We start from the raw sequence: 25679 nt of genomic DNA on the forward strand, positions 1-25679 counted from the left end.
GGCAACGGCGGCCGGGCCCGGGTCATCCCGTGGCGGGACCGGCGCCCTCGGGCGGGGTCTTGCGCAGCACAGCGGGGTCCGGCGCGTCGAGCGTGCGGTACAGCGAGTCGTGGGGGTAGTCGGGGTCGGTGACCTGGACCTTGATCCTGCTCCGGGCCGCCTCGACGATGGCGCACCGGTACCACGCCCCGCCGGTGTCCTCGCGGAACCACCAGGGGCCGTGCAGGTAGTCGAGGCCGGCGTCCTCGACCGCGGTCATGGCCTCGACGTACTCGGCCGCGCCGCCGAGGGGGTAGTCGAAGACGGTGAGCGGCTGCCACATGCGCCCCGTGCCGTCGGTGTCGCGCAGGTACCCGACGAGTTCGCCGTCGGAGTCGCGCCGTACCTCGTGGGTCGCCGTGCTCATGGTGTTCGCCGCCTCTCGTTCGGTCGCCGTGATCCGCCGCCGCTAGAGTACGGTGTACGCACGCGGTGGGCAAAATGGTTTTCGCCCGGGGCCGTCCGGCAGCGGAGTTGCGCCCTGCGGCGACGTACCGACCCGCGCCGGAGTCCGGCGCACCGTTCTCCACAGGCTGTGGACCGCGCCCTCTGAATGTCCCTCTCTGTCGGTACCTTTACTGCATCTGCCCGGACCACCCGGATGCGGAGACTGGAGGGATGCTGTGAAGTTCCGAGTTGATCGCGACGCGTTCGCCGAGGCCGTGGCATGGACGGCGCGGGCACTGCCCGCGCGGCCCGCGGTCCCCGTGCTCGCAGGCATGCGGCTCGACATCCCCGCGGGCGCCACCTCCCAGGTGCGGCTGTCGAGCTTCGACTACGAGGTGTCGGCGCGTGCGGCGGTCGACGTCGACACCCAGGAGCACGGAGGGGTCCTCGTCTCCGGGCGGCTGCTGGCCGAGATCGCGCGCAACCTCCCCCCGCATCCCGTCGAGGTCGCCGCCGAGGGCTCACGAGTCGTCGTCACCTGCGGCAGCGCGCGGTTCACCCTGCTCACCCTCCCACTGGAGGACTACCCCACCCTGCCCGCCATCCCGAAGGCCACGGGTTCCCTCCCCGCCGACACCCTGGCCGCAGCGGTCCGCCAGGTCGCGCCGGCCGCCAGCCGCGACGACACCCTTCCCATGCTCACCGGCATGCACATGGGGTTCTCCGGCGACACCCTCACCCTCGCCGCCACCGACCGCTACCGCGTGGCAGTGCGCGAGCTGTGGTGGCGCCCCGAGCATTCCGATCTCTCCACCTCGGCCCTCGTCCCCGCCAAGACCCTCGCCGACGCCGCGCGCTCCTTCACCGCCGGCGGCAACGTCGAGATCGCCCTGTCGACCGTCGTCTCCGACGGCGGCGTCGCCACCTCGCAGGGCGAGGGCATGATCGGGTTCGACCACAACGGCCGCCGCCTGACCACCCGGCTCATCGACAGCGAGTTCGTCAAGTACGAGCACCGCTTCCCCACCCAGTTCACCGCGCGCGCCGAGATCCCGACCGCCCCACTCGCCGAGGCGGTCAAGCGCGTCGCCCTGGTCGCCGACCGCAACACTCCGCTGCGGCTGTCCTTCACCGGGGGCGAGGTCGTCCTCGAAGCCGGATCCGGCGACGACGCCCAGGCGCTCGAGGCCATGGACGCCAAGTACGAAGGCGAACCCATGCGGGTGGCGTTCGGCCCGCAGTACTTCCTCGACGGCCTCGGCGGCATCGAGAGCGAGTCCGTCTACCTCAACTTCACCCAACCCACCAAGCCCGTGGTCATCACCGACGTCCCCGGCGAGGCGGGGGCGGCCCCCGCCTTCCGCTACCTCGTCATGCCGCTGCGCGTGGCCTGATCCGGCCGGCTCAGTCGGGCCAGCCCTCGGCGCTCTCGACCCGCTCGGCGTGCCGCTCCGTGTCGACCGGGCGCAACTCGAAGTGCAGGGTCCGGTAGCGCAGCACACGGTGGCTCAGCGGCACCGCCCACCCCTGGAGCATCGGGTGGTGCCGCGTGAGCATCCTGGCGGCGCGCTGGGCGTCGCCGCCTTCGAGGAGCCGCACCTCACCGCGCACGGGGTCGCCCAGCGGGCTGCCGCGGAACGTGCACGGACGCAGGTCGGCGAGCGGGTGGCAGCGCAGCCGCTTGGCCTTTCCGGAGTCCTCCCACGTGCGGAACACCACCCGGTCGCCGTCGAGGACGATGCTCACCGGGGTGTCCACGGCGGTGGTCCCATCGGACCGGTAGGTCGTGAGCAGGGCGGTCTTGTGCTGGTGGAACACTCTCAGGAGCGTGGCCGGTGTCATCCTCGTCGTCCTTCCCGGTGCGCGGCGAGGGGTCATGGCCCAGCCTTCCCCGAAAAGTGAGCCGCGTCACGCTCTTCGGCCGCCCGATCTCGCGGGGCGGCCCCGGGTCAGGTGATCTCGTAGGCGTCGCCGACCTTCGCGCGGAGCTCCGCCACCGGTATCTCGGCGGGCCGCGAGCTGATCCCCCACCGGTGTCCGAACGGGTCGAAGAGCCAGCCGTTGCGCTCGCCGAACGGCTGGTCGGCCATCGGCCGGTCGACCGTCGCCCCGGCGGCGACGGCCCGCTCGAACACCGCGTCGGGGTCGTCGAACTCCAGCATTAGCGCGACCGGGGTCCCGCCGAGGGACTTCGGGCCGAGCACGCCCACCTCGGGGTGTTCGTCGGCGATGTAGAACACGGCACCGCCGATGCCGAATTGCGCGTGCCCGATCCGGCCGTCGTTTCCGGTCCAGCGTGAATCCTCCGCCGCACCGAAAGCCGAGACGTAGAACTCCAGCGCTTCGGCGGCGCCATGCGCGGTCAAGTACGGCGTCCCATTCGCCATTTCCGCCACTCCTTATGCCGTGGGCCGCATACGCGGTCCTGATTCACTAGGGGAACCCTAGGCGCGGCGCGGCGGCGGGGTCTTGGACGAACGCGACCCGAACGCCACCGGAATTCCGCCGCTCCGGAGCGTGGCCGGCGGAGGGCGCAGGGGGCGAGGTCAGGGCGCCGACGGCTGGCCGGATGCGGCCAGAGAAGCCAGTTTATCCACAGGCAGTTATGGGCTCACAGAGGTAATCCACCGCGTTTTCGCTGTTTATCCACAGGCTTTTCCACAGGGCTGTCGAACTGTGTACAAGCACCCGGACAATCGCATCAAGGAGACAAGCGGCGCGGATCGGCGCATCCGTTCGGGCATCGAATAGCCGGGTCGGCCCCGCGCGGCGGCCCATCCGTCCCGCGCCCCGCGGTGCCGGCGCGTCCGTGCGGCGGGCCCGCGGCGGCGAGGGCTGCGGCACAAGAGAGCGGGGACCGGAAATCCCCTCCGGCCCCCGCCCGCCCCCGTCGTGCCCCTGCGTCAGCTCTCGGCGCCTTCGGCGTACATGGCGCGGAAGGTGAGCGGGCCGACGATCCCGTCGACGTCGATGCCCTTCTCCTGCTGGAACGCCTTGATGGCCTTGACCGTGCCGGGGCCGTACTGGCCGTCGACCGAGACCTCGTGGCCGAGGTCGTCGAGCGAGCCCTGGAGCCCGGTGACCACGTCCGAGCGGGCGTCGCCGCTCTGCACCAGGCCGATGTCGGCGGAGAGCTGGTCCCACGTGTCGTCGTTGACCGTGCCCGTGTTGGGGATCGCCCTGTCGTCCTGGTAGGCGTTGACCGCGCCGGTCAGCTCTTCGGTGAAGTCCGCCTCCGGCTCGCCCTTGAGGTAGCCGTCCTCCTTGAGGAAGTTGCCGACCGCCTCGACCCGGTAGCCCAGGTCGCCCTCCTTGAGCTCCAGCCACTGCTGCTCCTGGATGGCGGTCTTCACGCTCTGGGGGGTGTCCGGGCCGTCGGCCATGGCGGCCGGTGCGGCGAACCCGCCGATGGCGAGCGCCGCTCCGGCGATAGCGGTACCGATGGCGATGCGGCTCTTCGCGAACATGCAGACTCTCCCTGTTTCTCGGTTCTCGCCGTATTGGCGCGACAATGAGTAGAGATGCATGCGAATGGCGGGTGGTTCGCTGTTTTGACGGATGATTTTTCGGAATTCTCGCTCCCAGGAGAGCGAAATACGCGCGGACGCGGGGCATCTGCTATCGGTTTACCTGAATGGCCGATGGAATTGCGGCCATTCACCGGATCGACGGATGGCACCGCTGCGACCTGCGAATCCATGGAGCCGCAGGGGCGGCGGCGCCGGCCGGCGGCCTTGCGGGGCGCCGCGCCGCCGACGATGCTGGCCGGGTGCCCATGTCACACGATCCGCCGCCGCGCCGTCCTCCGGGCATGCGCACCGACGACGATCTCGCAGCGGAGTTCCACGCGATCCGGCCGCGCCTGGTCGGCGTGGCCTACGCGCTCCTCGGCAGCGTCCACGAGTCCGAGGACGCCGTGCAGGACGCCTGGCTGCGGCTCCAGCGCAGCGACTGGGCGGCGATCGAGGACGTCACCGGCTGGCTCGTGGTCGCGGTCTCGCGGATCGCCCTCGACACGCTCCGTTCGGCGCGCCGGCGCCGCGAGACCTATGTCGGCCCATGGCTGCCCGAACCCGTGGTCGCCGGCGCCGACCCGGCGGAGCGGGTGACACTCGACGAGTCGATGAGCATGGCCATGCTCATCGTGCTGGAGACGCTGAGCCCCGCCGAACGCACGGTCTTCGTCCTGCACGACGTGTTCGGCATGCCGTTCACCGAGGTCGCCGGGGTCGTCGGGCGATCACCGGCTGCGTGCCGACAGCTCGCCGCCCGCGCCCGCAGGCACGCGGCAGAGGGTGCGCCGCGGTTCGACGTGGACACCGCCGGGCACCGCAGGGTCGTCGAGGCGTTCATCGCCGCCACCACCAGCGGGGACACCGCCGCACTGCTGGAGCTGCTCGACCCCGAGGTGGTCCTGCGCACCGACGGCGGCGGCCGCGCCAGGGCCGCGCTGCGGCCCATCACCGGCGCGCCCAAGACCATCCGCTTCATCTTCGGCGTGCTCGGCGACACCGCCGTGGTGGCGCGCCTGAGCCCGTGGACGGTGAACGGGCGCCCGGGGCTGCTGACCTACGGCAGCGACGGCGGCCTGACCAGCGTCACCGGCTTCAGCGTCGCCGACGGCCGCATCACCGGCATCGACGCCGTGCTGAACCCGGAGAAGCTGGCCCGGATCCGCTGAACCGGGATGTCACAACCCGGCCCGCCGCCTCGTCCACCCATAGCAAGGACACGGGACGAAGGACGCAGCGGGAGCGGGGTGCGGCGTGACGGCGGCAAGCACGGAGATCACGGTGGTGGGAGGCGGGATCGCGGGCCTGATGGCGGCGATCACGTGCGCGGAGGAGGGCGCCGCGGTGACCCTGCACGAGGCGCACTCGGCGCTGGGCGGGCGCGGCCGGGCCACGGCGCCGCCCCACGTCGCCCATGACGGCTCGCACGTCTTCTACGCCGACGGCCCGCACTGGCGCTGGCTGGCCGAGCGGGGCCTCGCCGGTCCCTTGGGCCGGCCGCCGGCGCGCGCGGCGCTGCGGGCCGGGTTCCGCTCCGACGGCGGGTTCCGGCGCGGCGTCCCAGCCGGATTCCTGCGCATGGTCGCGCACCGGAACCGGCCGGCGCCCGTCGACCGCGACTTCCTCGGCTGGGCCGCGGAGCGCTACGGGGAACGGGCCACCCGCGCGGCGGCGAACGCCATCAGCGTGGTGACCTACGACGCGGACACCGGCCGCCTGTCGGCGGCGTTCGTGTGGGAGCTGCTGCACCGGGTCTTCGCCCCGGCCGTGCCCGCGGTGCGCTGGCCCATCGGCGGCTGGCAGGCGGTGATCGATCGGACGGCGGCCCGCGCCCGCGAACTCGGGGTCCGCATCGAGCTGGAGTCGCGGGTCGCGGAGGTCGGCGGGCGGCCGACCATCGTGGCGACCGAACTGGCGTCGGCGCGGCGCCTGCTCGGCGACGACACACTGCGCTGGGAGAGCGGCGACTGCGTGCTGCTCGACCTCGCGGTGCGCGAGCACCGCCGCGACGCGTTCATCGTCTTCGACCTGGACGAGGGCGGGTTCCACGAGTGCTACTCGGCGCAGGACCCCACGATCGCGCCGCGCGGCGAAGCGCTGTTCCAGCTCGACATGCCGGTCCGCGCGGGCGAGACCACCGCCCAGGCGCGGCTGCGCCTGGAGGGCCTGGCCGACGTCGCGCTGCCCGGCTGGCGCGAACGGGTCACGTGGCAGCGGAAGGGGCGGGCGAAGGACCGCACGGGAGCGCTCGACCTGCCCGGGCACACCTGGCGCGACCGGCCCGCGATCGACAGGGGCGGCGACGTGTTCCTCGCGGGCGACATGGTGGCGGCCCCGGGGATGCGCGGAGAGATCGCGATGAACAGCGCGCTGCACGCCGCCCGGCTCGCCCTGCGGTCGGCACGGGGCACCCGCCCCGCACGGCGCACGCAGGCGTGACCGCCCGCCGCGGCGGTCCGGGGGTGCGGCGGGGGCCGCGCGGCTGCTCGGCGCGGCTCGGCGCACCTCAGGGGTGCTGGTCGCCCTCGGGGAGGGAGGAGCCCCCGGTGCGGCTCACCGCGGTCTCCATGCCCAACTGGGCGCGCCGGCCGCGAATGTAGCCCGCGCGGTAGCCGGCCTTGTGGTGGGTGCGTTCGGGGCGCGTGGGGCGGAGCTTGGGGAAGCGCTCCTCGAAGTCCTCGCGCACCCGGTCGATGTCCTCGCGCAGCACGATCTCGGCGCCATGGGCGGGATCGGCGCCGGCGCCGGAGTCGGCGCCCGCTGCGCCGCCGCGGGCCTCCGGGTCCTCGCGCAGCCGCGCGCGGAACTCGCGGATGCGCTCGGCGACGGCGTAGCCGTAGGCGCGCACGAACGACCGGTAGAACCGGCTCCGCTCGGTCGCCAGCGTCGAGCGGTCGTAGTTGCGCAGCTCGCGCAGGTCGGCGACGTGGTTGCGGGCGGTGAACCGGGCGGACGCCTCCATCTGCATGGTGATGGACGGCAGCAGCACCCGCAGCGCGTCGAGCGAGGTGGCGGTGCCCACGATGATGAGGGTGCGCTCGGTGTTCGCGGCGGTGTTGCCGCGCACCGCCGACTGGCAGCCGTACGCCGCCGCGATGGCGGCCAGCGCCTTGACCCGCGCCTTGCCGTGCCCGCCGACACCCGAGACCGGGAAGTCCAGGCGGGTCACCGACTCGGCCGCCTCGCCGCGCTGGGCGCGCGCCTCGGCCTCGGCGATGGCGTGGCGTGTCATGAGCTCGGCGGCCTTGGCGGTGAACGCCTGGCTCTCGGCATCAGTGACCGAGGGGTCCTCCGCCATGCGGAGGAGCCCTCGGACACGCTCGATCATCTTCTTACGCGCGGGATCGGACTCGGTCGACATAGAGCCTTAGGTGGTGTGTGAACCCGGCCGCTCCCGGCCGGGCCGGGTGATCAGGCCGACTTGTTGCCGGCGACCATCCCGATGATTCCCAGGATCACCCAGAGTACGGCGGCCGTGCCGATGCCCGCACCGATCGCGGCGAACGGGGCCGCCAGGAAGCTGCCCCCCAGCATGACGGCGACGAGGGTCACAGCGGCGGTACCCGCGCCCCCGAACAGCGCCGGAGCGGTGGCGAACCGCCACGGGTACTGCCCCGCGTACCGGCGGGCGCGCCGGTCGCCCTTGCTGCCGAGCAGCGCGACCGCGCCGCCCACCAGCGAGAAGAAGAAGATGCCCGTGGTCAGGGCACCGCTGACGTCGAACGACGCCAGGTTCAGCAGGAAGGTGGCGGCGCCGGTGACCCCGCCCGCGACCAGGGCGGTGCCCCAAGGCCAGATCATCGTCGCCGAGGCGACGGGAGTGAATGCGTTGCCGCGCTCCAGCGTCATGTCCGTAGCTCCTCAACTCGTGCGCCGTGCCGCCCCGGCCCGGGCCGCCGACTGCCTCTCTACGTCCTCCAGCATGCCCGGACGCAGCTCGCGCCACATCAGGGCCCAACCCCTGTTCTCCCCCGAGAAGGCGTCCCCTAGCCCTCAGGTCTCGGTCCGGAACCGGCGAGTGCGGCGACCGGTGCTCGGCGGCCGCCCTTATGCCGTCCTCACACCGACCAACGCGAAACCGCGGCGAACCGTTCCCCCGAACGGCTCCGCGCTATGGGCGAGGGGCGCCGATGAGCGTGTCGAGGAGTCCCAAGGGGGCGCCGACGGCGCCCCGCTCGGTGTGGGCGGCGCGCAGATCGGGGTCGTCCGTCAGGACCAGCTCGGCCGTGCCCTCCGGTGCGGGCGGCCCGGGCGCGGCGTCGCCCGCCGCCACCTCGACACCGGGGGCCGGGGCGAGGCCCGGGCGCGGGACCAGCAGCCGGACCCGGGGGAACCACCGGTGCAGGGCCATGAGGCGCGGCACCTGCGGCAGCAGGGCGGACTCGATGCCGGTGCGCGCCGCCTCCGCGAGCGCGTCGCGCAGCGGCGCGGGATCGCGGGTGGTGCCGCGCGCGTCGACGACGAGGACGAGGCGCCGGTCGAGCGCCGACAGCAGCAGCGGCCAGGTCGCGGCGAACGCGGGGAGCAGCTTCAGCGATGGGACCTTCTCGACCGGTACCCAGCGGATCTCGGCGCTCTCGGTGTTGCCGCGGGAGTACGCGCGCAGTTCGGGCAGTTGCGCGAACACGGTGTCGTAGGTCCACACGGTGTGGTCCTGGCGGTGGACGGCGCTGGGCAGGGCGCCGTCGAGCGGACCGGCGACCTCCTCGCCGAACTCGCGCAGCGCCGCCTGGAGGGACGACTCTCCGCTGTCGCGGGCGCCGCCGGGCACCCCCCACGTGCCGCCCATGTGGCTCCACAAGGCGCGGTGTTGGAGCAGGACGTGGCCGGTTCCGGCCGCGTCGGCGGCGTGCAGCAGCAGGCCCGCCGCGCCGAAGAGCCCCCACCGGCGGGTGCCGTCGGCAAGCTCGACCCAGCCGTCGCCGTCGCCCCTGATCATCCGGTCTCCCCATGCCGAGGCGTCCGCCGGCCGGGCCGCGCCGCCTGGTCTGATGTGCCCTGTGGCACCCTACCCACCCGCCCTGACCGGGCGATGCCCACTGCGAGCAGGGAAGGCGCGCGTCGCCTCCACCGTCCTGCGGCGCTAGGATTCTGCCGCGATGACCACCATGGCGAGTTCTGCCGCAATGCTCCCGGTCCTCACCCTTCGGTTGGTGGGGCGCTACTGGGCGCCGCTGCTATGCGTGTATGCGGCCGGCACCTTCCTGCACGCGATGATGGTCCGCGGCCTGGTGATCATCGCCGAGGACAGCGTTATGGCCGGTCTCGTCGGCCTCAGCATTGCGGTCCTCGTCACACTCACCACGACCATCGTCATGTTCCACCTGATGACCAGCGGCATGCCCGCGCTCAACTCCGAGCTGGTCAACCCAGGGAGCAAGACCACCCGCACCACACTGGGCGAGCGCGAGCACCGCGTGGTCGACGCCGTGGCGATGGCCATCCTGCCGTTCCTCATCTTCTACAGCGCGTGGGGGCTGTTCGCCGAGGAGTTCCGCGAGTTCAGCCTCGGGGTGGTCAACTCCGAGGGCCTCACCGGCGCCGACAAGTTCATGTTCGAGGAACTCGGGTGGCCGCTCGCCATCGCGTTCGGGGCGTGGAGCCTGCGGGCCGTCTGCGAGCGCGTGTACGACCGGACCGACAACAAGTGGCTCGGCATCCTCACCGCGGTGTTCGAGGCCACCTGGATGTTCTTCGCGGTCTTCTCGGTCGGCGAGGTCACCGGCAACGCCAAGGACTGGGTCGCGACCCGCGTCGTGTGGTTCGAGGTGCAGCAGGCCATCACCGACTCGATGCAGTGGCTGGAGAACCTGTCGTCGCTGCCGTTCCCCGAGACCTATGCCGCCGCGCTCGTCCTCATCGCCCAAGGCTGGGAGCACCTCAAGGAGGCGCTGCTCGGGCCGCTGCTGTGGCTGACCATCGTGTCGGTTGTGTACGGCGCCGAGGTCGACAAGTCCGAGCCGCTGTTCCGCAAGGGCAGCCGCGCCGACGAGCACGCCCAGCGGGTCAGCAGCGTGACCCCGAAGGTCGTCAAGGGCATCGGCCAGTTCGCCGGCCGCGACGCCCGCGAGAAGTACGTGCCGTTCCTCAACGCCCTGCGGTTCGTCCTGCGGGTCAGCCCGGTGTTCGTGCTGACCTTCTGCCTGCTGTACACGCTGCTCGACCTCGGGTTCGGCTGGCTCGAACGCGGCGTCTACGTGCTCGTCGGGCCCGACGAGTTCCTCGGCTGGTGGTGGCCGTGGCTGTTCCCGATCGAGTTCGCGGTCGACGCCGTCCACGAGGTCCTGCGGGTGTGCCTGCTCGCCGCGACGTTCGAACTCACCCTGCGCCGGGTCAGCACGCGCAGCGTCGGCCGCAGGGCGCGCCGCACCGCCTGAGCCGGCCCGGCCGGGCGCCGCCCGTGCCCTTCCGGCGGCCCTACTCCTTCGGCGGGAACTGGAGGATGGCGGGCCGGGGCGAGTTGGGGTCGTTGGTGGTGCTCGCCGACACCTCGATCCGCAGCGACTTCACCGCGTCCTTCGGCACGATGAACGTCGCGATGTAGGCCTGGGTGGCGCCGGGCTTCACCGGCTCGCCCTCGGTGTCGGTGCAGCCGAACTTGATCTCGGCGACCTCGGGCGGGAGCTGGCGGCTGCCGAACTCGGAGGTGCGGTTCCACGAGCGCCCGCCGGGGTCGACGGCGCGGACGTCGCACGAGCGCTGGAGCCGCTTGGCGGCCTTGGCGTCCTTCGGCGTCACCTTGAACAGGGCGTCGACGAGCTGGCCGTTCTTGGGCAGCTCGCTGAAGGTGTCGCCCATGGTCTCCCCGACGAGGGTGCCGCGGAACTCCCAGGTGATGCCGTTGATCTCGCCTTCGCCGCTCGTGACGACGGTGGGTTCCGGCGGGATCTGGCCGCTCTCCATCGCATTCTTGCGCTCCAGCCACCATGGCACGCCGAGGGCGGCCGGCAGCAGGATGAGCAGGGCGAGGACGTAGTGCAGCCCGGCGCGCAGCCACCACGCACGGCGGCGCGGCGGGGGCTCGGGGGGAGCGGGCGGCGGCGGAGGCTGCGCCGGGGGCCCGGGCGGGGGCGCGGCGAAGGACGGGCGGCCGGCGTCCGCGGGCGGCCGTCCGGCGGCGGGCCGCCGCTGGTCGACGGGCCGTTCGAAGTGCCGCGGCGGGATGGGTCGGTTGTGCACTCTGCCGCTCCTACGCGTACCCGGGCTCGGAGATGGTGACCTTCGGGGCGGCCTTCGCGCGCAGCGCCTCGATGTCGCCGGCGTCGAGCCCCAGGTCGATCTGTGCCTCGGCGGCGAGCCGGTCGTCGAGGCCGTTGTCGGTCATGTGCATCCGCAGCGTGAGCGGCGGGGTGAGCCGCTTCGTCGGGATCTCGAACACCAGGAAGCCGCGGCGGGGGATGCCCGGCTCGAACGGTACGGAGCTCTGGTCGATGGTCGTCGTGAGCTGGGTGCCCGCGAGGAACTCGAAGTCGTCGCCGTTGGTCAGGGTCGGCGTGCCGGCCTGCATGGGCGACAGGGTGGGCTCGACCGCGGCCTCCACGACGACCCACACGCCTTTGGCCTTCTGGAGTTCGGGGCCGCCGAAGGACTCCTCGGCCACCGATTCCGCGAGCCGGACCTTGCCGACCTTCATGGTGAAGCGTCCGGCGTCGACAACGTCGCCGCGGGCCCCGGTGTGGGCGATGGGCGCGGTCTCCTGCTCAGGGGTGATGAAGTAGGAGTGCGCGGTGATGAGCAGCGCGACGAGGACCAGGCTCATGGCCACGGTCCCGGCCGTACTGAGGAAGGAGCGCCGTGCCATGCGGGTCACCCTCTCTCGACGGGGATCTCGACGGTCCCGACGCGTTCCTCGCCGGCGCCCCACCGTTCGCGCTCGTCCCAGAAGCCGCCGGTCTTCTGGGCGTCCCAGATGGTGAGAGCGACGGACTCGACGGAATCGGGGGCGACCTTCTTCGGCAGCGGCCAGGTCAGCAGGACCTTCTCCGAGACCTGCGGTTGCAGTTCGGTGTAGAGCCCCTCCGGATTGCGCTCGAATAGGACGTCGATGCTCTTGACGCGGGCCTTGCCCGGCTGGATCGACGGCGCGATGATGCCGTTGAGCGCGCCGAACTCCACCGGTTCCTTGACCTTGGTCACCAGGTCGGCGCGGATCTCCAGGACCGGCTCGGGCCCCTTGTCCTTGTCGATCGTGACGGTGGCCGAGTGCGGGGTGACCGTGAAGAGCTCATTGCTGATGGGCCGGCCGGGGGCGGACGGCGGGGCGTCGGGCGCCTTCGCCAGCCCGCCGGTCGCCCACAGGGCGAGGACCAGCGAGCCGATGACGATCGCCAAGACGGCGAAGAGGAGTGCGCGCGCGAGCGGGCCGCGGGGGAGGAAATCCCCGGCGGTCGCTTCCTGACCTGCTGCGTGGTGTGCCACAGGGGGATTTTAGGGGGCACGGTGCGGTAATGCGTTCTTTGGCGTCCGAAAGCGGTCAGCACGCAGGGCGGCCGGTGCCCGGTGCCGGTGCCGTCAGAAGGGCCCGGTGCAGGCGTTGCGGCCTTCGCATCCGGTTGTGCGAGAGGCCCGGTCGCCACTGAAAGCGTGCTGAAAGCGCGTGTCTCTAGAGTCATGGACACTCTGCGAGATCGGCACCCGCGGGAGGACGGCCCGCGGGCGCCGGTCTGGCGGAGATTGCGCCGAGAGCCGCGGTTTGCGCTGATATAGGTTCGTTTGAAGTGTTCTGTGACGATCATCGAGGAGTGACCGATGCGGCTGATGGCCCCCGCGAAGCATGAGATCGACGCCGAGTTCCTGGCATTGGTCGAGGAACTGAGCGTTCGCGCGCTCGACACGGTCGCGCCCGCGACGGCGCGCCTCAGCCCCACCAGCGAGCCTCCCGCCGAAGACGGCGAGGGCGACTCCGGTGCCGACGACGCCCCCGCGGAGAAGCCCGAAAAGGACGACTGAACCGCGGTGGCGGGGCCCGCCTCGGCGGGCCCCGGGCACTCCGCACCCGCGCTTACTGGGAGGGGAGCGCGGGTGCGGTGTGTTTCCGAACGCTTCCTTTGTGTCACAGGGGCCTTGCTATAGTCCGACTTGTGAAGTTTCGCGTCCTGGGGCCTGTCTCGGCGTGGGGTAGTGGGGGGCGCATCCCGGTCGGCGGTCCCCGGCAACAGTGCGTCCTCGGCACGCTACTCGTCGAACTCGGCAAGGAGGTCACCGCCGAGCGGTTGACCGAACTCCTCTGGGGCGAGGACCCCCCGCGCACTTCACGGTCGATCATCCACGTGCAGATCTCGCACCTGCGGCGCGCCTTCCCCAGCCTGATCCAGACCAGTGCCGGCGGTTACGTCGCGGTCGCCGATCCCGACGACGTCGACCTGCACCGCTTCCGCCGCCTCGTCGGCGCCGCGCACGCCAGCGCCGACCTCGCCGCGGCCTACTCGCTCTGGGACGAGGCGCTGTCCGTCTGGGAGGGGCGGCCGTTCTCCGGCATCGGCTCCGACCGGCTCTGGTACGCACTGTGCCTGCCGCTGATCGAGGAGCACTGGAACGCGCTCACCAGCTGGGCCGAGTCGGCGTTCGAGCTCGGCCGCTACGGCACGATCGCGGAGCGGCTCACGTCGACCGTGTACGAGGAGCCGCTGCGCGAGCGGCTCAGCTTCCTCCTCATCGCCGCCCTCTACCGCAACGGCGACCGCGCCGCTGCGATGTCCGCCTACCACTCGCTGCGCGAGCGCCTCGCCGACGAGTTGGGCGTCGACCCCGGCCCCGAGATCGTGGCCCTCTACCAGGAGATGCTGAGCGAGCCCGACCGGCAGGAGGCGCCGCAGCCCCCGGTGCAGCGGCCCCGGGCCGCCCTCGGCACGGGCGAGCCGGTCCGCAACGACCTGCCCCGCGACATCCCCGACTTCGCCGGGCGCGAGGCCGACCTCGCCTGGCTGCTCGACGTCGCGGCCGACGATTCCGACCAGGCCGTGGTTCGCGTCGTCACCGGTCCCGGCGGCGCGGGGAAGACCACCCTCGCAGTCCACGCCGCGCACCGGCTCGCCGCCCGCTACCCCGACGGTGTGCTGTTCATCGACCTGTACGGTTTCGCGGTCGAGCGCGAGCCGCTGTCCGCGGCCGCCGCGCTGGGGCGGCTGCTGCGGGCGATCGGGGTCGAACCGGACGCCGTGCCCGACTCCACCGACGAGCGCGCGGCCCTGTGGCGTGCGCTGCTCGCCGGTCGGCGCACCCTCATCGTCCTCGACAACGCGGTCGGCTTCAACCAGGTCGACCCGCTCCTCGCCGCGACACCGGGCTCGCTGACGCTGATCACCACCCGGCACGACCTGCCCGGCCTCAACGGGGTGGGCCACCTGAGCCTGGGCATGCTCGACGAGTCCGCCGCCGTCGCACTGTTCACCGCCGTCATCGGTGCCGACCGGGTCGCGGGCGAGGAGGACGCCGCGCTGGCCGTGGCACGGCTGTGCGGCGGGTTGCCGCTCGCGCTGCGCATCGTCGCCGGGCGCATGGCCACCCGCCCGCGCTGGACCTTCGCGCACGCGGCGCGACGGCTCTCCGAGGAGCATCTCCGCATGCGCGAGCTGGAGGCCGACGGCCGCAGCGTGCGGGCGATCTTCGAGCTGTCGTTCCAGACCCTCACCGGGCCGCAGCGCGAGGTCTTCCTGACCCTCGGGATGATGATCGGGAGCAGCATCGACCTGTACGGCGCCGCCGCGCTCCTGGACATGCGGCCCGACGACGCCGACGACGCCGTCCAGGAACTCGTGAGCGTCTGCCTCATCGAGGAGAAGGGGGTCGACCTCTACCGCTTCCACGACCTCCTCGGCGTCTACGCGCGCGAGCGCGCGCTCGCCGAACTCCCCGCCGGCACCGTTGCGGACGCTCGGCGCCGTCTCAGCGGTCACTACCTCGCCACCGCCCAGCGCGCCTCCGACTGGCTCGGCTGGCGCCGGCACGAGGACGCCGCCGACCGCACACCGGATTCCCGGTACGACGACGACCCCGTGCCCAATCGGGACCGCGCGATCTCCTGGTTCGACACCCACCAGCAGAACCTCGCCTCGGTCGTGGACCACTTCGCCGAGCACGACGACAGCGAGCGCGCCTGGCGGATGGCCGACTCCTTATGGCGGTACTACGCGTTCAACGGTCAGACCGACCTCTGGTACGCCACCCATGAGAAGGCGCTCGCCGCCAGCAGGGCGCAGAGCAACGACATCGGGCGGGCGGTCACCCTGGTGGGGCTCGGCATCGCCAACTGCCTGAGCGGCCGGTTCGCGCTCGCCGTGCGCAACCTCCAGGAGGCCCGCCGCGTGTTCGTGGGAGTGGGCGACCGCGAGGGTGAGATCCGGGTGCTCGCCAACCTCGGCATGGTCTACGAGCGCGAGGGGCGGTTCCGCGACGCGCTGGACGTCCTCGGCGAGGTCGTCGAGCACAGCGTCGCGACGGGCGACCGCCTCCTCGAGACGCAGCACCGCGCGAACCTGGCGATGCTGTTCCAGGTGCAGGGCGACACCGCCCAGACCGTCACCAACTGCGAGATCGTGCTGGACACCGGCGGAGACGAGCGCTACGCGGAGCACTGGGCGCTGGCCTCTCGTACGCTCGGCGAGATCAAGGGTGCGCAGGGCGAGGCCGCCGAGTCGCTCCGCCACCTGGAATACGCACTGGTCCTCTTCGACCGGCTCGGCAACCAGACCGGGGAGATCTACACCCGCAACTCCATCGCCGTGACCCTGCGGGAGTCCGGCGACCTCGACGCCGCGATCGAGGCCCACCGCTACGCGCTCGAACTCGGCGAGAAGACCGCGCAGCACAGCGCCGACGCTCAGATCCGCAATGCGCTCGCCGCGACCTACGAGCGCGCCGGGCGCGTGTCGGACGCCCGCTCGTCCTACGAGCACGCGCTGCGGCTCGCGCACGAGCGCGGGGAGCGCTACGCCGAGGCCGCCGCGCGGTTCGGGCTGGCGCTGCTGCCCGACACCGGTGCGGCGGACGCCGCGGCGCTGCTCACCCGGGCGGCCGAGACCTTCGCAGCGCTCGGCGTCCCCGAGGCCGACCGCGCCCGCGCGGAACTGGACCGCCGCACCGTCTCCTCCTGAGGCGCCCCGGCCCGGCGGCGCAGGCCCGGCCCGGCGGCGGCCGCCCCGCTGCGAACGGGTGTCAGACGACCTTCGCGAGGATGGGGTACGACACCATGCCGTGCGAGGTCAGCCGGCCCCGCACGAACCGCCAGAAGCTCGGCCTCGCGAGCTGGCGCAGCAGCAGGAACCGCACGGGTCCGCACGGCAGCCGCACGTAGTTCACCACGGCGAACCGGCCGTCGCCGACCGGCTGGAGCGGCGTGGAGTTGTCGATCCCGGTCTTGACGGTGTACCAGCCGGTGAGGGTCTCCCACACCGCGAGTCCCCGTTCGGGGCTCGGCGCGGTGAAGTGGTTGAACAGGAACGTCCCGGCCATGGTGCGCTCCGTTTCGCCGATGCGCTTCGGGTTGCGCATGGCCATGACGGAGTCGGCGTCGAGTTCGTCGGCCGGCAGCGCGGACCGGACGTCGGGGACCGCCTCCGGCGAGGCGGTCTGGACGAGCAGGAGCACGTCCCAGGCGGGGGTCCCCTTGATCGGCGGGATCAGCACCGCCTGGTACACGGTCGCCTTGACGACGTCGGGGCGCGCCGCGAGCGTCCGGGCGATGGCGCGCCACTCCTCGATGACGTCGTCGCGTTCGGCGCTCCGGCGCACGAGGGGCGGCCCGGAGGGCGGGGACACCGATTTTCCGGCGTAGATGTAGCCGTAGGGCGCGGGGGCTTCGAACGAGGCCACGGGGTAGGCGGGGTCGGGGGTCACAGCCGTCATTTCCGCTCCTTCGGGGGTGAGCGAGGCAGGGGGGATCGGTGGGCGGGCCGGCGGCGTGCTCCTCCGCTGTTCGCGGCGGCCGCGCGGCGCGTGACGATTTGAATATCCGAACACTTTGTATAACCGAAAATATACACTCGGGTGCGTGACCGACGAGAACCCCCCTGGACAACGCCGAATACCGGACCCGGAGCTGATCAAGGAGACGCTCGGCTACGTGCCGCTGATCGAGGCGTACTTCCGCAAGGGGCCCGTCGAGATGCCCCCCGAACTCCGCGAGATCTTCGCCGGTCACCGGCTCACCGCGCGCCACGGCGCGGTCATCAGCCAACTCGTCGCCGTCACGTCCCTGAACGTCACCGAACTGGCGCGGCGCATGGGCGTGTCGCTGCCGACAGCCAGCGAGCTGGTCGGCGACCTCGACCGGAGCGGACTGATCGAGCGCCGCCCCGACCCCGAGAACCGGCGGCGCACCCTGGTCGCGATCTCCGTCGCCAAACGGCCCACCGTCGAGGCGTTCGTCGAGACGCGGGCGGCGCCCCTGCTGCGCGTGATCGAGAGCCTGTCGCCGCGCGACCGCGCCGGGTTCACGGCGGGACTCGCCGCGTGGGCGCACGAGGTGCGCGACCTGTGAGCGGGCCGCGCCCGCCCGCACGGACCGCGCGGGTCCGTGCGGGCGGCCGGGCTCAGGCGTCGGCCCACGGCCAGTCGGCGTTCCGGCCCCGCTCGATCAGCGGGATCATCCGGAACGCGGTGTCGGACAGTCCGCCGAACGTGTGGCGGTTCGCCGTACCGGACGGCCCGTGCCCGTGCCGGTACCCGGCGAGGTTCCAGGTGTAGACCGGCACCTCGGCGGGGACCTTCGACGTGGGCTCCGCGCCGCGCCGCCCGGCCCACGCCTGCTCGTCGGTGACGATGACGACCCGGTCGTGGCCGCGGTAGTGCGAGCGCACCGCCTCAGCGGTGTTGGTGCCGCCCATCCAGGAGTACCGCTCGATCGCGCGCAGCAGCGAGTCGCCCCGCGCGAACGCCACCGGCCGGCTGCCGGTGCCGAACTCCACCAGGTCGGCCGCTGCACAGCGCATCGCCAGCGCCGTGCCGAAGATCGCCGCGGCGTCGGCCCGGTTCAGGTCGGAGCGCGCCGACAGCGACGCCTGCATCGACCCCGACCGGTCCACCAGCACCAGCGTGCGGCCCGCGAGCTCGGGTACGTGTGCGAGCGACGCCTTCAGCGCCTTCTCCAGCGCGTGGCCCCACCGCAGCGACGGCGCCGCCCGGTAGGCCGCCAGGAACCGCATGGGGAGCTGGCGCGACTTCGCCACGTGGGCGGGGTCGGCGAGGGTCGCCGCGACCCGCTCGGCGGCGTCGTCCGAGACCCCGGCCTGGTCGAAGTTGCGCAGGTTGCGCAGCAGCGCCATGTAGCCCATCGACGGGATCAGCGCCTCCCACAGCTGTGCCTTGTCCACGGTCGAGCCCGCGAGCGACAGCGCGTTCTCCCAGGTGAGGCCCGCGCCTGCCAGCTCGTCGGCGTCCAGCGCGACCGCGGGGTCGGCGGCGAAGCGCGCACCGAACTCGGCGTTGCGCGCCAGCATGCCGAGCACAGCGGGATCGGGCCCGGTGCCGCGGCCGTGCCGGCGGTCCAGCGCGTGGGCGAACAGCGCACCCTGCCACGCCGCGGTCGGCGCGGGGTGGACGAGGTCGAGGACGTCCCCGAACCGGAATCCCTTGGAGTCGGTGTCGTACTTCAGCAGCGCCCGCTCGGTGTAGAGGCGGGCCGCCGCGTCGGCGACACCCCGCTTGACGGGCTTGGGGATCGCCCGGCCGTACCGCGACGTCCAGTACGCGAGCGCCTCGCCGGGCTCGTCGGCGCGCGCCATCGCGGCGTCGACGAGCTGCCGCGAGTGGCCGTGCGCCCCCGCGTCGAGCCGGGCCTTGGCGCCCTCGAGGGCGGCCACGATGGCGGCCGATCGCATGTTCGCCCCGGTGCGCAGCCAGCGGACCATGCCGTGCAGCCACGCGGGGTCGTCGACGGCGACCGCGTGCACCAGGCCCCGGAAGCGCTGGTCGCGCTCGTCGGCGGCCTCGTAGAACGTCTGCTCGCCGACCATGTTCGTCACCGCCAGAAGAAAGAGCTCGGACTTGGTGTCGCGGACGAAGCCCGGCGCGCCCTCGTGGGTGCGGCCCGAGGGGGCCTGCTCCGAGGTGACGGGTCCGCTGCCGGCGGGCCGGGTACCGCTGCGGTTGAACTTGGCCATGAAAAGGGCTCCTTTCCGGGAATGGAGAGGAGCCCTTTTCTCGCCGGGTGTGCCCGAGAACAGAGTCGGCGGCGGACGTAGCGCTCTTCCGATTGAGCTACACCCCGATCGCCGGGGTGACGGGACTCGAACCCGCAACCACTCGATTAACAGTCGAAGTAACCGCGGCCTGCGCACCGGGCACGACCGGTGATTGTGCTCCTCCCGAGATCAAAAGGTGACGGCGGACTATTCGTCCACTGCTCTGCCGACTGAGCTACGCGCGCAGTGCAGCGCACGGCAGGACTCGAACCTGCGACCGATGGGATACCAGGAAGGAACCGCCGTCTGCACACCGGGAGGTGCGTATGAAATTGAGGTGCTCCCGAGATCGGATCCGGCGCCGGATTGTTTTCTGGAAAGGAAGTATCCGGCGCCTTCGCACCGGGAGGCACGATAACGACGGTAACACCGGATTCCGAATAACTCCCGCGGTTTTTCGGCGGCCGCGCGGCCTGTGGCGGAACGCCATTATCGGCGGCGCCGACGGTGCACCCGCCGGCAGCGGCGCATTCGCGCACCGCACGCACCGCGTCCGCGCACCGCACGCACCGCGTCCGCGCATTCCGCGCCGCCGAGCGCGGATCGCCGCCTCCCCGGCCACCCGGCCGGGCCGAGGGTCAGGCGGGCGGCCGGTTCCGCGGCATCGGCGGCGCCGCGCCGCGGTGCCTGCCGGACCTGCGGCCCACGGGGCGCGGCTCCCTGCCGTCGGCGATACAGCGCAGCACCTCCATGGCGACGATCACGCCCGCCGCGTGGAAGCCGTGCTCACTGGAGTCGACCTCGCTCCAGATGGCGTCGCGCATGACCACCCGCGCGGCGAACGGCGGCCGTCCCCGCCCCCTGCGCTCCCACATCGCCCGGACACCGGCTCCGAACGCCGCGGCGAACTCCCGCGGCAGCGGAGTCCCCGGCTGCCGGCACGTCGCGGGCAGGTCGGCGACGAAGTCGAAGTCCTCTGCCGCGTCAACGGGCAGCGGCTCGGCATCGGCCCACACCACGGAGAACAGGCCGGAGCAGGACGTCTGCATCACATGGTCGACGAAGAGGCCGGGCAGGGCCCGGGGCAGCGCGGGCGGCCGTTCCAGTGCCCCGCGGCCGACCGGGCGGGGCATGCGCCCCGCCGCAAGCGCGTCCCACACCTCGTCGGCGAGGAGGTCGGCCGCAGCGTTGAGGACGCGGTCCACCGAACCGGCGTCGCCCGCACCGTGCCGCTGCGCCCGGCGCAGTACGGCGCGCGCACCGTAGGCCGGGCGCCCTTCGTCGGCCGCGCCGCGCCGTTCGCTCTCCCACGCGAAGCCGAGGTAGCCGCCGAAACGCCGGACGGCGTCGGGCGGCAGCGCGTCCGGCGCCGCCCGGAGGCCGTCCGCTGCGAACTCGAAGCCCTTCCCTGCGTCGGGCGGCAGCGGCACGAAGTCCAGTTCCAGGACGACGCGGCTCCCGTCGGCTCCGGTGCAGTGGTCGACCAGCACGCCGGGGAACGGCCGGGGCAGTTCGGCCGGGCGGACGCCCGGTGCGGTGGCCATGCGCTCCTCCTCGCTGCGGCACGCGCCACGCGCGCCTGGCCGGAGGGGGACAACGGTATCCGCCGGAGTGCGCACCCGAAGCCCCGCCGCCGCGCCGCCGTCCTGCCGCGCTTCGCGGACGCGGCGCCGGTTGACGCTTCTTCGGTCCTGTGGTTCATTACTTAAGTAAAGAACCTGGGGAGTGAGGGTGGCATGTTCGACGGTCGCGACCCGATCTATCTGCAAATCGCCGATCAGATCCGCGGGGACGTCCTCGCCGGTCGGCTCGCCGAAGGAGAACAGGTGATGTCCACCACGCAGTACGCGACGACCTTCCGGATCAACCCGGCGACCGCGGCGAAGGCGTTCGCCCGACTGGTCGACGAAGGCGTGCTCTACAAGCAGCGGGGCGTAGGCATGTTCGTCGCCGAAGGCGCCCAAGACCGCCTGCGCGAGCTGCGCCGGGAGTCCTTCTTCGCGGAGCGGCTGCTGCCCGTGCTCCGCGAGGCGGAGGTCCTCGGCATCACGGCCGCGGAACTCGTCCACCAGATCGGCCGGGGCGCCGAGGCCGGCGCCCCGAGCGCAGGCGCGCCCGCCGCGAACAACGGAGGAGAACGATGACCGGATACGCCGTGTCCGCTCGCGACGTCAGCGTGCGCTTCGGTGACACCCGCGCGGTGGACGAGGTGAGCCTGGAGTTCGCGGCCGGCGAGATCCACGGGCTGCTCGGGCGCAACGGCTCGGGCAAGACCACCCTGCTGTCCACGTTCGCCGCGCTGCGCCGGCCGGCCGCCGGGCGGGTGCTGGTGGACGGCGAGGACCCGTTCGAGAACGAACGCGTCATGGAGGGCGTCTGCCTGATCCGCGAGAGCGGGGACGTGCTGGAGCTGGCGAAGATCCCCGAGAACCTGCGCTACTTCGCCAACGCCCGGCCGACCTGGGACGCCGACTTCGCGGACGAGCTCGTCGACGCCTTCGAGCTCGACCGGCGCAAACCGGTGAACAGGCTCTCGCGCGGGCAGCAGTCGGCGTTCGGGGCCGTGGTGGGACTCGCCTCCCGTGCGCCGTTGACCGTCTTCGACGAGGTCTACCTCGGCATGGACGCGCCCTCGCGGTACCGGTTCTACGACCTGCTGCTGGCCGACTACGTCGAGCACCCGCGGACGATCATCCTGTCCAGCCACCTGATCAGTGAGGTCGAGCGGTTGTTCGCCGGAGTGGCCATCCTCGAAGAAGGGCGGGTGCTCCTCGCCGAGGACGCCGACACCCTGCGGTCCCGCGGCACCGCCGTGACCGGCCCTTCGGCGGCCGTGGACACCGCGACGGCCGGGCTCACCGTGCTCAGCACCCGCGAACTGGGCCGCACCAAGCAGGTCACCGTCTACGGCGACCTCGACGAGGCCGCCCTCGCCGCCGCCAGGGCGGCCGACCTGGAGATCGACGCGGTACCGGTCCAAGACCTGTTCGTCCACCTCACCAACAGGGAGCCGTCATGACCAAGGGCTCCGTCCGCAGCGCGAACGGCCGACCGCACTCCACCACCGGCGGCCGGCCGCCCGGCCGCCCGGCGCACGCCGATCCGTCGACAACTGGGGGGCAGATGACCACCGGAACAACGGCCACGACACCGACCGGGCCCGCACCGTTGCGCCGACCGCAATGGGTCCGCGTCCTCCTCGTGATGCTGCGCGCCCTGCTGGTCCAGAGCCTGTGGTTCTGGGTCTGGGTCCTGGTCCCGGCGGCCGTGGCGATCGTCCTGCTCGACCGCTTCGGCGACCTGGACATGTCCGTGGTGCAGTTCGCCCGGTACGGCGGCATCTGGTACCCGTTCGCCCTCTCCTTCATCGGCGTGGGCATCCAGTTCACTGTGCACGTCGCCAACGGCCTGACCCGCCGGTCCTACATCCGGGCGGTCCTGGTCACCACGTTGCTCATCGGCCTGGCCTATGCCGTGCTGATGACGGCGGCGATGGTCGTCGAACGGGCCGTGTACACGGCGAACGGCTGGGCGCCCTACACCAGCGGCCACAGCGCGTCCCTGGTCGCGGGGGCCGGGTCCCTGTTCGCGGCCACCGCACTCGCGTTCACCGCGGGTGGCGTCAGCGGCCTGCTGGTGGGGATCGCCTTCTACCGGGGCGGCGCCCTCCGGGGCTTCCTCGCGCTGCCGCTGACCGTGTCCCCGGCCGTGGTCGTGATGCTCCTCACCGACGACGTCGCGGCCGGCCGCGACTGGACCTTCCCGGCCACCGTGTCCACCGTCCCGCTGACGGCGGCCCTCTGCCTCGCGCTCATCGCGGCCGCGGCGACGGCCTTCCACCTCCTGGCGCGCAGCGCCCCGGTCTCGAAGGGGTTGGCGACGTCATGACCACCGTTGTGCGGGTCGACGCCCTGCGGAAGTCCTACGGCAGCAGGCACGCCGTGCGCGGCGTCGGCTTCACCGTCGAGCAGGGCGAGATCTTCGGGATCCTCGGCCCGAACGGCGCCGGCAAGACCACGACGGTGGAGGCCCTCGCCGGTCTGCGGCACGCGGACGGCGGCACCGTCTCGGTGCTCGGCATCGACCCGCAACGGGACCCCGCGGCCATCAAGGAGGTGCTCGGGGTCCAACTCCAAGAGGCCCGGCTGCCCGACAGGATCACCGTCTCCGAGGCTCTGCGGCTGTACGCCTCCTTCTACCCGGCGCCGGCGGACACCGACGAACTGATCACGGGGCTCGGTCTCGCCGAGCACCGCGACACCCGGTTCGCGAAGCTCTCGGGCGGCCTCCGGCAGCGGCTCTCGATCGCATTGGCGCTGGTCGGCAACCCCCGGGTGGCGATCCTCGACGAACTCACCACCGGCCTGGACCCGCAGGCCCGCCGCGCGGTCTGGGACGTGGTCGAACGCGTCCGCGCCGGCGGCGTGACGATCATCCTGGTCACCCACTTCATGGACGAGGCCGAGCGCCTGTGCGACCGGCTCGTCATCATCGACAAGGGGAAGGTCGTCGCCGAAGGGGCACCGGCGGAGCTGATCCGGGGCGCCGAGGGCGAGCGGGTGTTCCGGATGCGCCTGCCCGTGCCGTTCGACCAGGTACGCGACCGCCTCCAGGACCTGGCCGACGTGGACACCCTCACCACCGTGGCGGACGAGGTGGAGGTCCGCGGCGGCGCGCACGCGCTGCCCGCGGTCGTCCTCTCGCTCGCCGAGGCGGCCGTCGTCCCCGACGGGATCCGCACCCTGAGCCGCAGCCTTGAGGACGTGTTCGTCGAGGTCACCGGGCACTCGCCCGAGCCAGTGGAGGTATCGGCATGACGACCCTGACCGCGTCCCCACGGCTGCGCGGCTTCGGCACGCTGACAGCGACCCAGGGGCGGTTGTTCCTGCGCGACACCGGCAGCGTGGTGTTCGCGATCGCCTTCCCGCCGCTCCTCGTGATCGGCATCGGCCTGGCGCTGCCCGGCATGCGCGCCCCGATCACCGACCTGCCCGAGCCGTGGGCCGGCATGCCGGCGATCCACCTGTTCGCCCCGGTCGCGTTGGCCCTGGCCGTGGCCACCGTCGCGCTGAGTACGCTGCCGTCGCAGATCGTCGCCGAACGCGAACTCGGCGTGCTACGGCGGATGGCCACCACCCCGATGCGGCCGCAGGGCGTGCTCGTCGCGCAGGTGCTGGTCAACCTCTGCGCGCTCGTGGCGGCGTGCGTGCTCGCGATCGCCGCAGGGGCGCTGGTCTTCGGCACACCGGCGCCGGTCGCGCCGGTCGCCGCCGCCCTCGCCTTCGTGCTGGGCGCGGCGGCGACAGCGGGCGTGGGACTGCTTATCGCGGCCCTCGCCCCGAAGGCCTCCGCCGCCAACGGCATCGGGATGCTCGTCTACTTCCCGATGCTGTTCTTCGCGGGCATGTGGACACCCGGGCCGACGATGCCCGACACCGTTGCCGCGATCGCGCGGTTCACCCCCTTGGGCGCGATGAGCCAGGCGCTGAACGCCGCCTGGTTCGAGGGCGGTTTCCCCGCCGCGGAACTGGTCGTGATGGCGGCCTACATCGCGGTCCTCTACCCGCTAGCAGCACGCCTGTTCCGCTGGTCCTGACTGCCGGGACCCGGCTACCGGGGTCCGGCTTCCGGACCCTGCTACCGGACCCCACTACCGGGATCCGGCGGCGTCCGACGTCCCCCGGGCGTACACACCGGGCGTGATGCCGTAGTAGCGGCGGAACCAGCGGTTCAGGTGGCTCTGGTCGGCGAAACCCGACGCCGCGGCGGCGTCCCCCGGTGCGGTGCCCTCGGCGATGAGCCGCCGCGCGCGGCGCAGCCGGCGCTCACGCTGGTAGTCGCTCGGCGCGATGCCGTAGACCTGGTGGAACGCCCGGTACACGGCGTGCCGGCTGCGCCCTGCCGCAGCGGCGAGCGTGCCGAGGTCGGCGTCCGCCTCCGGCGTCGAATCCAGGACCTCGCGGGCCCGCGCCACGATGCGCGCCGAGTCGCGGCGCGACGGGGCGGTGCGCGGGCGCACCGGGCGGGCGGCGCCGAGCCCGCCCATCGCCAGGACGGCGTCCGCGAGCGACTCGTCGCGCCGCAGCGCGCTCGCCCTGTCGAGGAGGTCGCGGTGGAGCCGGCGCAGCGCGCCCGCGAGGACGCGGGAGTGCAGAACGGGGCGCGGGAACAGCGGCAGTCCTGCGGCGGCGCCGTCGCCCAGCACGTCGGCGACGACCTCCGGCCCGATGTGCACGATCCGGTAGGTGAACCCCAGCGCGTCGACCGCGCGCCCGTCGTGGGGGTCGTCCGGGTTGAACGCCATGACCATGCCCGCCGCGCTGGTGTGCGCGGCGCCGCGGCAGCGGAACGTCTGCGCGCCGTCCTCGGTCACTCCGAACGAGTACGCGTCGTGGCTGTGCCGGTGGTAGACGTGCCGCTCGAAGTGGGCGTGCATGGCTTCCAGCGGCCGATCGGCCGCCCGCCAGTAGCGCGCCCAGTCCCCGGTCATCCCCCCATTCTGCCCGGCCCCGGACCCGCACCCGAGCGTTCGAGCGTGCACGCCCGCGGGTGGGCGTCCAAGCGCTGTTCGGCACCGGCAACGAGGAGGCGACCCGCGCCGGGGTCCGCGCGGTGCACGGCG

26 protein-coding genes and 1 tRNA gene are annotated in these 25679 nt (G+C 72.6%); 12 read left to right on the top strand and 15 right to left on the bottom strand.

Going from position 1 to position 25679, the window contains the following annotated elements; all coding sequences use genetic code 11:
- Positions 1–22: 22 nt before the first annotated feature.
- Positions 23–406 carry a hypothetical protein gene (locus CLV63_RS05415; protein ID WP_106581786.1) on the bottom strand — a complete coding sequence of 128 codons (384 nt, stop codon included), beginning with the start codon at positions 404–406 and terminating at the stop codon, positions 23–25.
- A gap of 256 nt (positions 407–662) precedes the next feature.
- Between CLV63_RS05415 and dnaN the strand changes: the two genes are divergently transcribed.
- Positions 663–1820, top strand: coding sequence for a DNA polymerase III subunit beta (dnaN, locus tag CLV63_RS05420; protein ID WP_106581787.1), 1158 nt, complete (start codon positions 663–665; stop codon positions 1818–1820).
- Between the two features lie 10 nt (positions 1821–1830).
- On the opposite strand, the gene CLV63_RS05425 is transcribed toward dnaN, so the two are convergent.
- The 3 genes from CLV63_RS05425 to CLV63_RS05435 form a co-directional block, all read right to left on the bottom strand.
- The gene (locus CLV63_RS05425; RefSeq protein ID WP_106581788.1) at positions 1831–2268 is read right to left on the bottom strand and encodes a PPOX class F420-dependent oxidoreductase; all 438 of its coding nucleotides are present in this window, start codon (positions 2266–2268) and stop codon (positions 1831–1833) included.
- A gap of 107 nt (positions 2269–2375) precedes the next feature.
- The gene (locus CLV63_RS05430; RefSeq protein WP_106581789.1) at positions 2376–2813 is read right to left on the bottom strand and encodes a VOC family protein; all 438 of its coding nucleotides are present in this window, start codon (positions 2811–2813) and stop codon (positions 2376–2378) included.
- Positions 2814–3329: 516 nt separating this feature from the next.
- Complete coding sequence (locus tag CLV63_RS05435) at positions 3330–3893, bottom strand: peptidoglycan-binding domain-containing protein (RefSeq protein ID WP_170134156.1); 564 nt, start codon at positions 3891–3893, stop codon at positions 3330–3332.
- A gap of 344 nt (positions 3894–4237) precedes the next feature.
- Between CLV63_RS05435 and sigJ the strand changes: the two genes are divergently transcribed.
- Positions 4238–5107, top strand: coding sequence for an RNA polymerase sigma factor SigJ (gene sigJ, locus CLV63_RS05440; RefSeq protein ID WP_106581791.1), 870 nt, complete (start codon positions 4238–4240; stop codon positions 5105–5107).
- 85 nt (positions 5108–5192) lie between these two features.
- On the top strand, positions 5193–6377 hold the full coding sequence (locus tag CLV63_RS05445) for an NAD(P)-binding protein (protein ID WP_281260693.1): 1185 nt from the start codon (positions 5193–5195) through the stop codon (positions 6375–6377).
- Positions 6378–6444: 67 nt separating this feature from the next.
- On the opposite strand, the gene CLV63_RS05450 is transcribed toward CLV63_RS05445, so the two are convergent.
- The 3 genes from CLV63_RS05450 to CLV63_RS05460 all read right to left on the bottom strand — a co-directional run bounded on the left by CLV63_RS05450 (position 6445) and on the right by CLV63_RS05460 (position 8877).
- On the bottom strand, positions 6445–7299 hold the full coding sequence (locus CLV63_RS05450; protein WP_106581792.1) for a DUF2786 domain-containing protein: 855 nt from the start codon (positions 7297–7299) through the stop codon (positions 6445–6447).
- Positions 7300–7349: 50 nt separating this feature from the next.
- On the bottom strand, positions 7350–7787 hold the full coding sequence (locus CLV63_RS05455; protein WP_106581793.1) for a hypothetical protein: 438 nt from the start codon (positions 7785–7787) through the stop codon (positions 7350–7352).
- A 262-nt stretch (positions 7788–8049) separates the two neighbouring features.
- The gene (locus CLV63_RS05460) at positions 8050–8877 is read right to left on the bottom strand and encodes an NUDIX hydrolase (protein WP_106581794.1); all 828 of its coding nucleotides are present in this window, start codon (positions 8875–8877) and stop codon (positions 8050–8052) included.
- Between the two features lie 160 nt (positions 8878–9037).
- Here CLV63_RS05460 and CLV63_RS05465 point away from each other — a divergent pair, with 160 nt between their 5' ends.
- Positions 9038–10315 carry a hypothetical protein gene (locus CLV63_RS05465; protein WP_146165515.1) on the top strand — a complete coding sequence of 426 codons (1278 nt, stop codon included), beginning with the start codon at positions 9038–9040 and terminating at the stop codon, positions 10313–10315.
- A gap of 40 nt (positions 10316–10355) precedes the next feature.
- On the opposite strand, the gene CLV63_RS05470 is transcribed toward CLV63_RS05465, so the two are convergent.
- Genes CLV63_RS05470 through CLV63_RS05480 form a run of 3 tightly spaced genes read right to left on the bottom strand, consistent with a single transcriptional unit; the run spans position 10356 to position 12356 of the window.
- The gene (locus CLV63_RS05470) at positions 10356–11117 is read right to left on the bottom strand and encodes a hypothetical protein (RefSeq protein WP_106581796.1); all 762 of its coding nucleotides are present in this window, start codon (positions 11115–11117) and stop codon (positions 10356–10358) included.
- A 10-nt stretch (positions 11118–11127) separates the two neighbouring features.
- A complete protein-coding gene (locus tag CLV63_RS05475; protein WP_146165516.1) occupies positions 11128–11739 on the bottom strand; it encodes a hypothetical protein in 612 nt (203 codons plus the stop codon).
- A gap of 5 nt (positions 11740–11744) precedes the next feature.
- On the bottom strand, positions 11745–12356 hold the full coding sequence (locus tag CLV63_RS05480; RefSeq protein WP_106581798.1) for a hypothetical protein: 612 nt from the start codon (positions 12354–12356) through the stop codon (positions 11745–11747).
- 330 nt (positions 12357–12686) lie between these two features.
- Here CLV63_RS05480 and CLV63_RS05485 point away from each other — a divergent pair, with 330 nt between their 5' ends.
- Positions 12687–12887, top strand: a complete 201-nt coding sequence (locus CLV63_RS05485) for a hypothetical protein (protein WP_106581799.1) — start codon at positions 12687–12689, stop codon at positions 12885–12887.
- Between the two features lie 131 nt (positions 12888–13018).
- Positions 13019–16030, top strand: a complete 3012-nt coding sequence (locus CLV63_RS05490) for an AfsR/SARP family transcriptional regulator (RefSeq protein ID WP_245928593.1) — start codon at positions 13019–13021, stop codon at positions 16028–16030.
- Positions 16031–16091: 61 nt separating this feature from the next.
- On the opposite strand, the gene CLV63_RS05495 is transcribed toward CLV63_RS05490, so the two are convergent.
- Positions 16092–16781 (bottom strand): hypothetical protein, encoded by a 690-nt coding sequence (locus CLV63_RS05495; RefSeq protein ID WP_106581800.1) that lies wholly within the window; start codon positions 16779–16781, stop codon positions 16092–16094.
- A gap of 145 nt (positions 16782–16926) precedes the next feature.
- Here CLV63_RS05495 and CLV63_RS05500 point away from each other — a divergent pair, with 145 nt between their 5' ends.
- A complete protein-coding gene (locus CLV63_RS05500; protein WP_245928594.1) occupies positions 16927–17415 on the top strand; it encodes a MarR family winged helix-turn-helix transcriptional regulator in 489 nt (162 codons plus the stop codon).
- Positions 17416–17467: 52 nt separating this feature from the next.
- Here the strand turns inward: CLV63_RS05500 and CLV63_RS05505 are convergent, their stop codons facing one another.
- From CLV63_RS05505 to CLV63_RS35120, 3 genes are all read right to left on the bottom strand, one after another.
- Positions 17468–19036, bottom strand: a complete 1569-nt coding sequence (locus CLV63_RS05505; protein ID WP_106581801.1) for a TROVE domain-containing protein — start codon at positions 19034–19036, stop codon at positions 17468–17470.
- 111 nt (positions 19037–19147) lie between these two features.
- Positions 19148–19215 (bottom strand) — tRNA-Ser (locus CLV63_RS05510).
- A gap of 480 nt (positions 19216–19695) precedes the next feature.
- Entirely contained in the window at positions 19696–20601 is a 906-nt protein-coding gene (locus CLV63_RS35120) for a hypothetical protein (protein WP_342751358.1), read from the bottom strand.
- Between the two features lie 192 nt (positions 20602–20793).
- Between CLV63_RS35120 and CLV63_RS05520 the strand changes: the two genes are divergently transcribed.
- Genes CLV63_RS05520 through CLV63_RS05540 form a run of 5 tightly spaced genes read left to right on the top strand, consistent with a single transcriptional unit; the run spans position 20794 to position 24653 of the window.
- Positions 20794–21201 (top strand): GntR family transcriptional regulator, encoded by a 408-nt coding sequence (locus CLV63_RS05520; RefSeq protein ID WP_106581802.1) that lies wholly within the window; start codon positions 20794–20796, stop codon positions 21199–21201.
- Positions 21198–22076, top strand: a complete 879-nt coding sequence (locus CLV63_RS05525) for an ATP-binding cassette domain-containing protein (protein WP_106581803.1) — start codon at positions 21198–21200, stop codon at positions 22074–22076. The genes CLV63_RS05520 and CLV63_RS05525 overlap by 4 nt, the downstream gene beginning before the upstream one ends.
- Positions 22073–22945 (top strand): hypothetical protein, encoded by an 873-nt coding sequence (locus CLV63_RS05530; RefSeq protein ID WP_106581804.1) that lies wholly within the window; start codon positions 22073–22075, stop codon positions 22943–22945. Before CLV63_RS05525 ends, CLV63_RS05530 begins: the two co-directional genes overlap by 4 nt.
- Positions 22942–23874, top strand: coding sequence for an ABC transporter ATP-binding protein (locus CLV63_RS05535; protein ID WP_106581805.1), 933 nt, complete (start codon positions 22942–22944; stop codon positions 23872–23874). The genes CLV63_RS05530 and CLV63_RS05535 overlap by 4 nt, the downstream gene beginning before the upstream one ends.
- Positions 23871–24653 carry an ABC transporter permease gene (locus CLV63_RS05540; RefSeq protein ID WP_106581806.1) on the top strand — a complete coding sequence of 261 codons (783 nt, stop codon included), beginning with the start codon at positions 23871–23873 and terminating at the stop codon, positions 24651–24653. The genes CLV63_RS05535 and CLV63_RS05540 overlap by 4 nt, the downstream gene beginning before the upstream one ends.
- Before the next feature lie 54 nt (positions 24654–24707).
- Here the strand turns inward: CLV63_RS05540 and CLV63_RS05545 are convergent, their stop codons facing one another.
- Positions 24708–25547 (bottom strand): AraC family transcriptional regulator, encoded by an 840-nt coding sequence (locus tag CLV63_RS05545; RefSeq protein ID WP_106581807.1) that lies wholly within the window; start codon positions 25545–25547, stop codon positions 24708–24710.
- Positions 25548–25679 lie beyond the last annotated feature (132 nt).

This window comes from Murinocardiopsis flavida, from assembly GCF_003014485.1.
Classification (GTDB): domain Bacteria; phylum Actinomycetota; class Actinomycetes; order Streptosporangiales; family Streptosporangiaceae; genus Murinocardiopsis; species Murinocardiopsis flavida.

Excerpts from the sequence above, each read along its gene's own strand:
- CLV63_RS05485 (WP_106581799.1), top strand. The coding sequence starts at position 12,687 with ATGCGGCTGATGGCCCCCGCGAAGCATGAGATCGACGCCGAGTTCCTG.
- CLV63_RS05415 (WP_106581786.1), bottom strand. The coding sequence starts at position 406 with ATGAGCACGGCGACCCACGAGGTACGGCGCGACTCCGACGGCGAACTC.
- CLV63_RS05475 (WP_146165516.1), bottom strand. The coding sequence starts at position 11,739 with ATGGCACGGCGCTCCTTCCTCAGTACGGCCGGGACCGTGGCCATGAGC.
- CLV63_RS05535 (WP_106581805.1), top strand. The coding sequence starts at position 22,942 with ATGACCACCGTTGTGCGGGTCGACGCCCTGCGGAAGTCCTACGGCAGC.
- CLV63_RS05430 (WP_106581789.1), bottom strand. The coding sequence starts at position 2,813 with ATGGCGAATGGGACGCCGTACTTGACCGCGCATGGCGCCGCCGAAGCG.
- CLV63_RS05530 (WP_106581804.1), top strand. The coding sequence starts at position 22,073 with ATGACCAAGGGCTCCGTCCGCAGCGCGAACGGCCGACCGCACTCCACC.
- CLV63_RS05465 (WP_146165515.1), top strand. The coding sequence starts at position 9,038 with ATGACCACCATGGCGAGTTCTGCCGCAATGCTCCCGGTCCTCACCCTT.
- CLV63_RS05540 (WP_106581806.1), top strand. The coding sequence starts at position 23,871 with ATGACGACCCTGACCGCGTCCCCACGGCTGCGCGGCTTCGGCACGCTG.
- CLV63_RS05545 (WP_106581807.1), bottom strand. The coding sequence starts at position 25,547 with ATGACCGGGGACTGGGCGCGCTACTGGCGGGCGGCCGATCGGCCGCTG.
- CLV63_RS05455 (WP_106581793.1), bottom strand. The coding sequence starts at position 7,787 with ATGACGCTGGAGCGCGGCAACGCATTCACTCCCGTCGCCTCGGCGACG.
- CLV63_RS35120 (WP_342751358.1), bottom strand. The coding sequence starts at position 20,601 with ATGGCCACCGCACCGGGCGTCCGCCCGGCCGAACTGCCCCGGCCGTTC.
- CLV63_RS05460 (WP_106581794.1), bottom strand. The coding sequence starts at position 8,877 with ATGATCAGGGGCGACGGCGACGGCTGGGTCGAGCTTGCCGACGGCACC.
- CLV63_RS05520 (WP_106581802.1), top strand. The coding sequence starts at position 20,794 with ATGTTCGACGGTCGCGACCCGATCTATCTGCAAATCGCCGATCAGATC.
- CLV63_RS05495 (WP_106581800.1), bottom strand. The coding sequence starts at position 16,781 with ATGACGGCTGTGACCCCCGACCCCGCCTACCCCGTGGCCTCGTTCGAA.
- CLV63_RS05525 (WP_106581803.1), top strand. The coding sequence starts at position 21,198 with ATGACCGGATACGCCGTGTCCGCTCGCGACGTCAGCGTGCGCTTCGGT.
- CLV63_RS05435 (WP_170134156.1), bottom strand. The coding sequence starts at position 3,893 with ATGTTCGCGAAGAGCCGCATCGCCATCGGTACCGCTATCGCCGGAGCG.
- CLV63_RS05505 (WP_106581801.1), bottom strand. The coding sequence starts at position 19,036 with ATGGCCAAGTTCAACCGCAGCGGTACCCGGCCCGCCGGCAGCGGACCC.
- CLV63_RS05450 (WP_106581792.1), bottom strand. The coding sequence starts at position 7,299 with ATGTCGACCGAGTCCGATCCCGCGCGTAAGAAGATGATCGAGCGTGTC.
- CLV63_RS05425 (WP_106581788.1), bottom strand. The coding sequence starts at position 2,268 with ATGACACCGGCCACGCTCCTGAGAGTGTTCCACCAGCACAAGACCGCC.
- sigJ (WP_106581791.1), top strand. The coding sequence starts at position 4,238 with ATGCGCACCGACGACGATCTCGCAGCGGAGTTCCACGCGATCCGGCCG.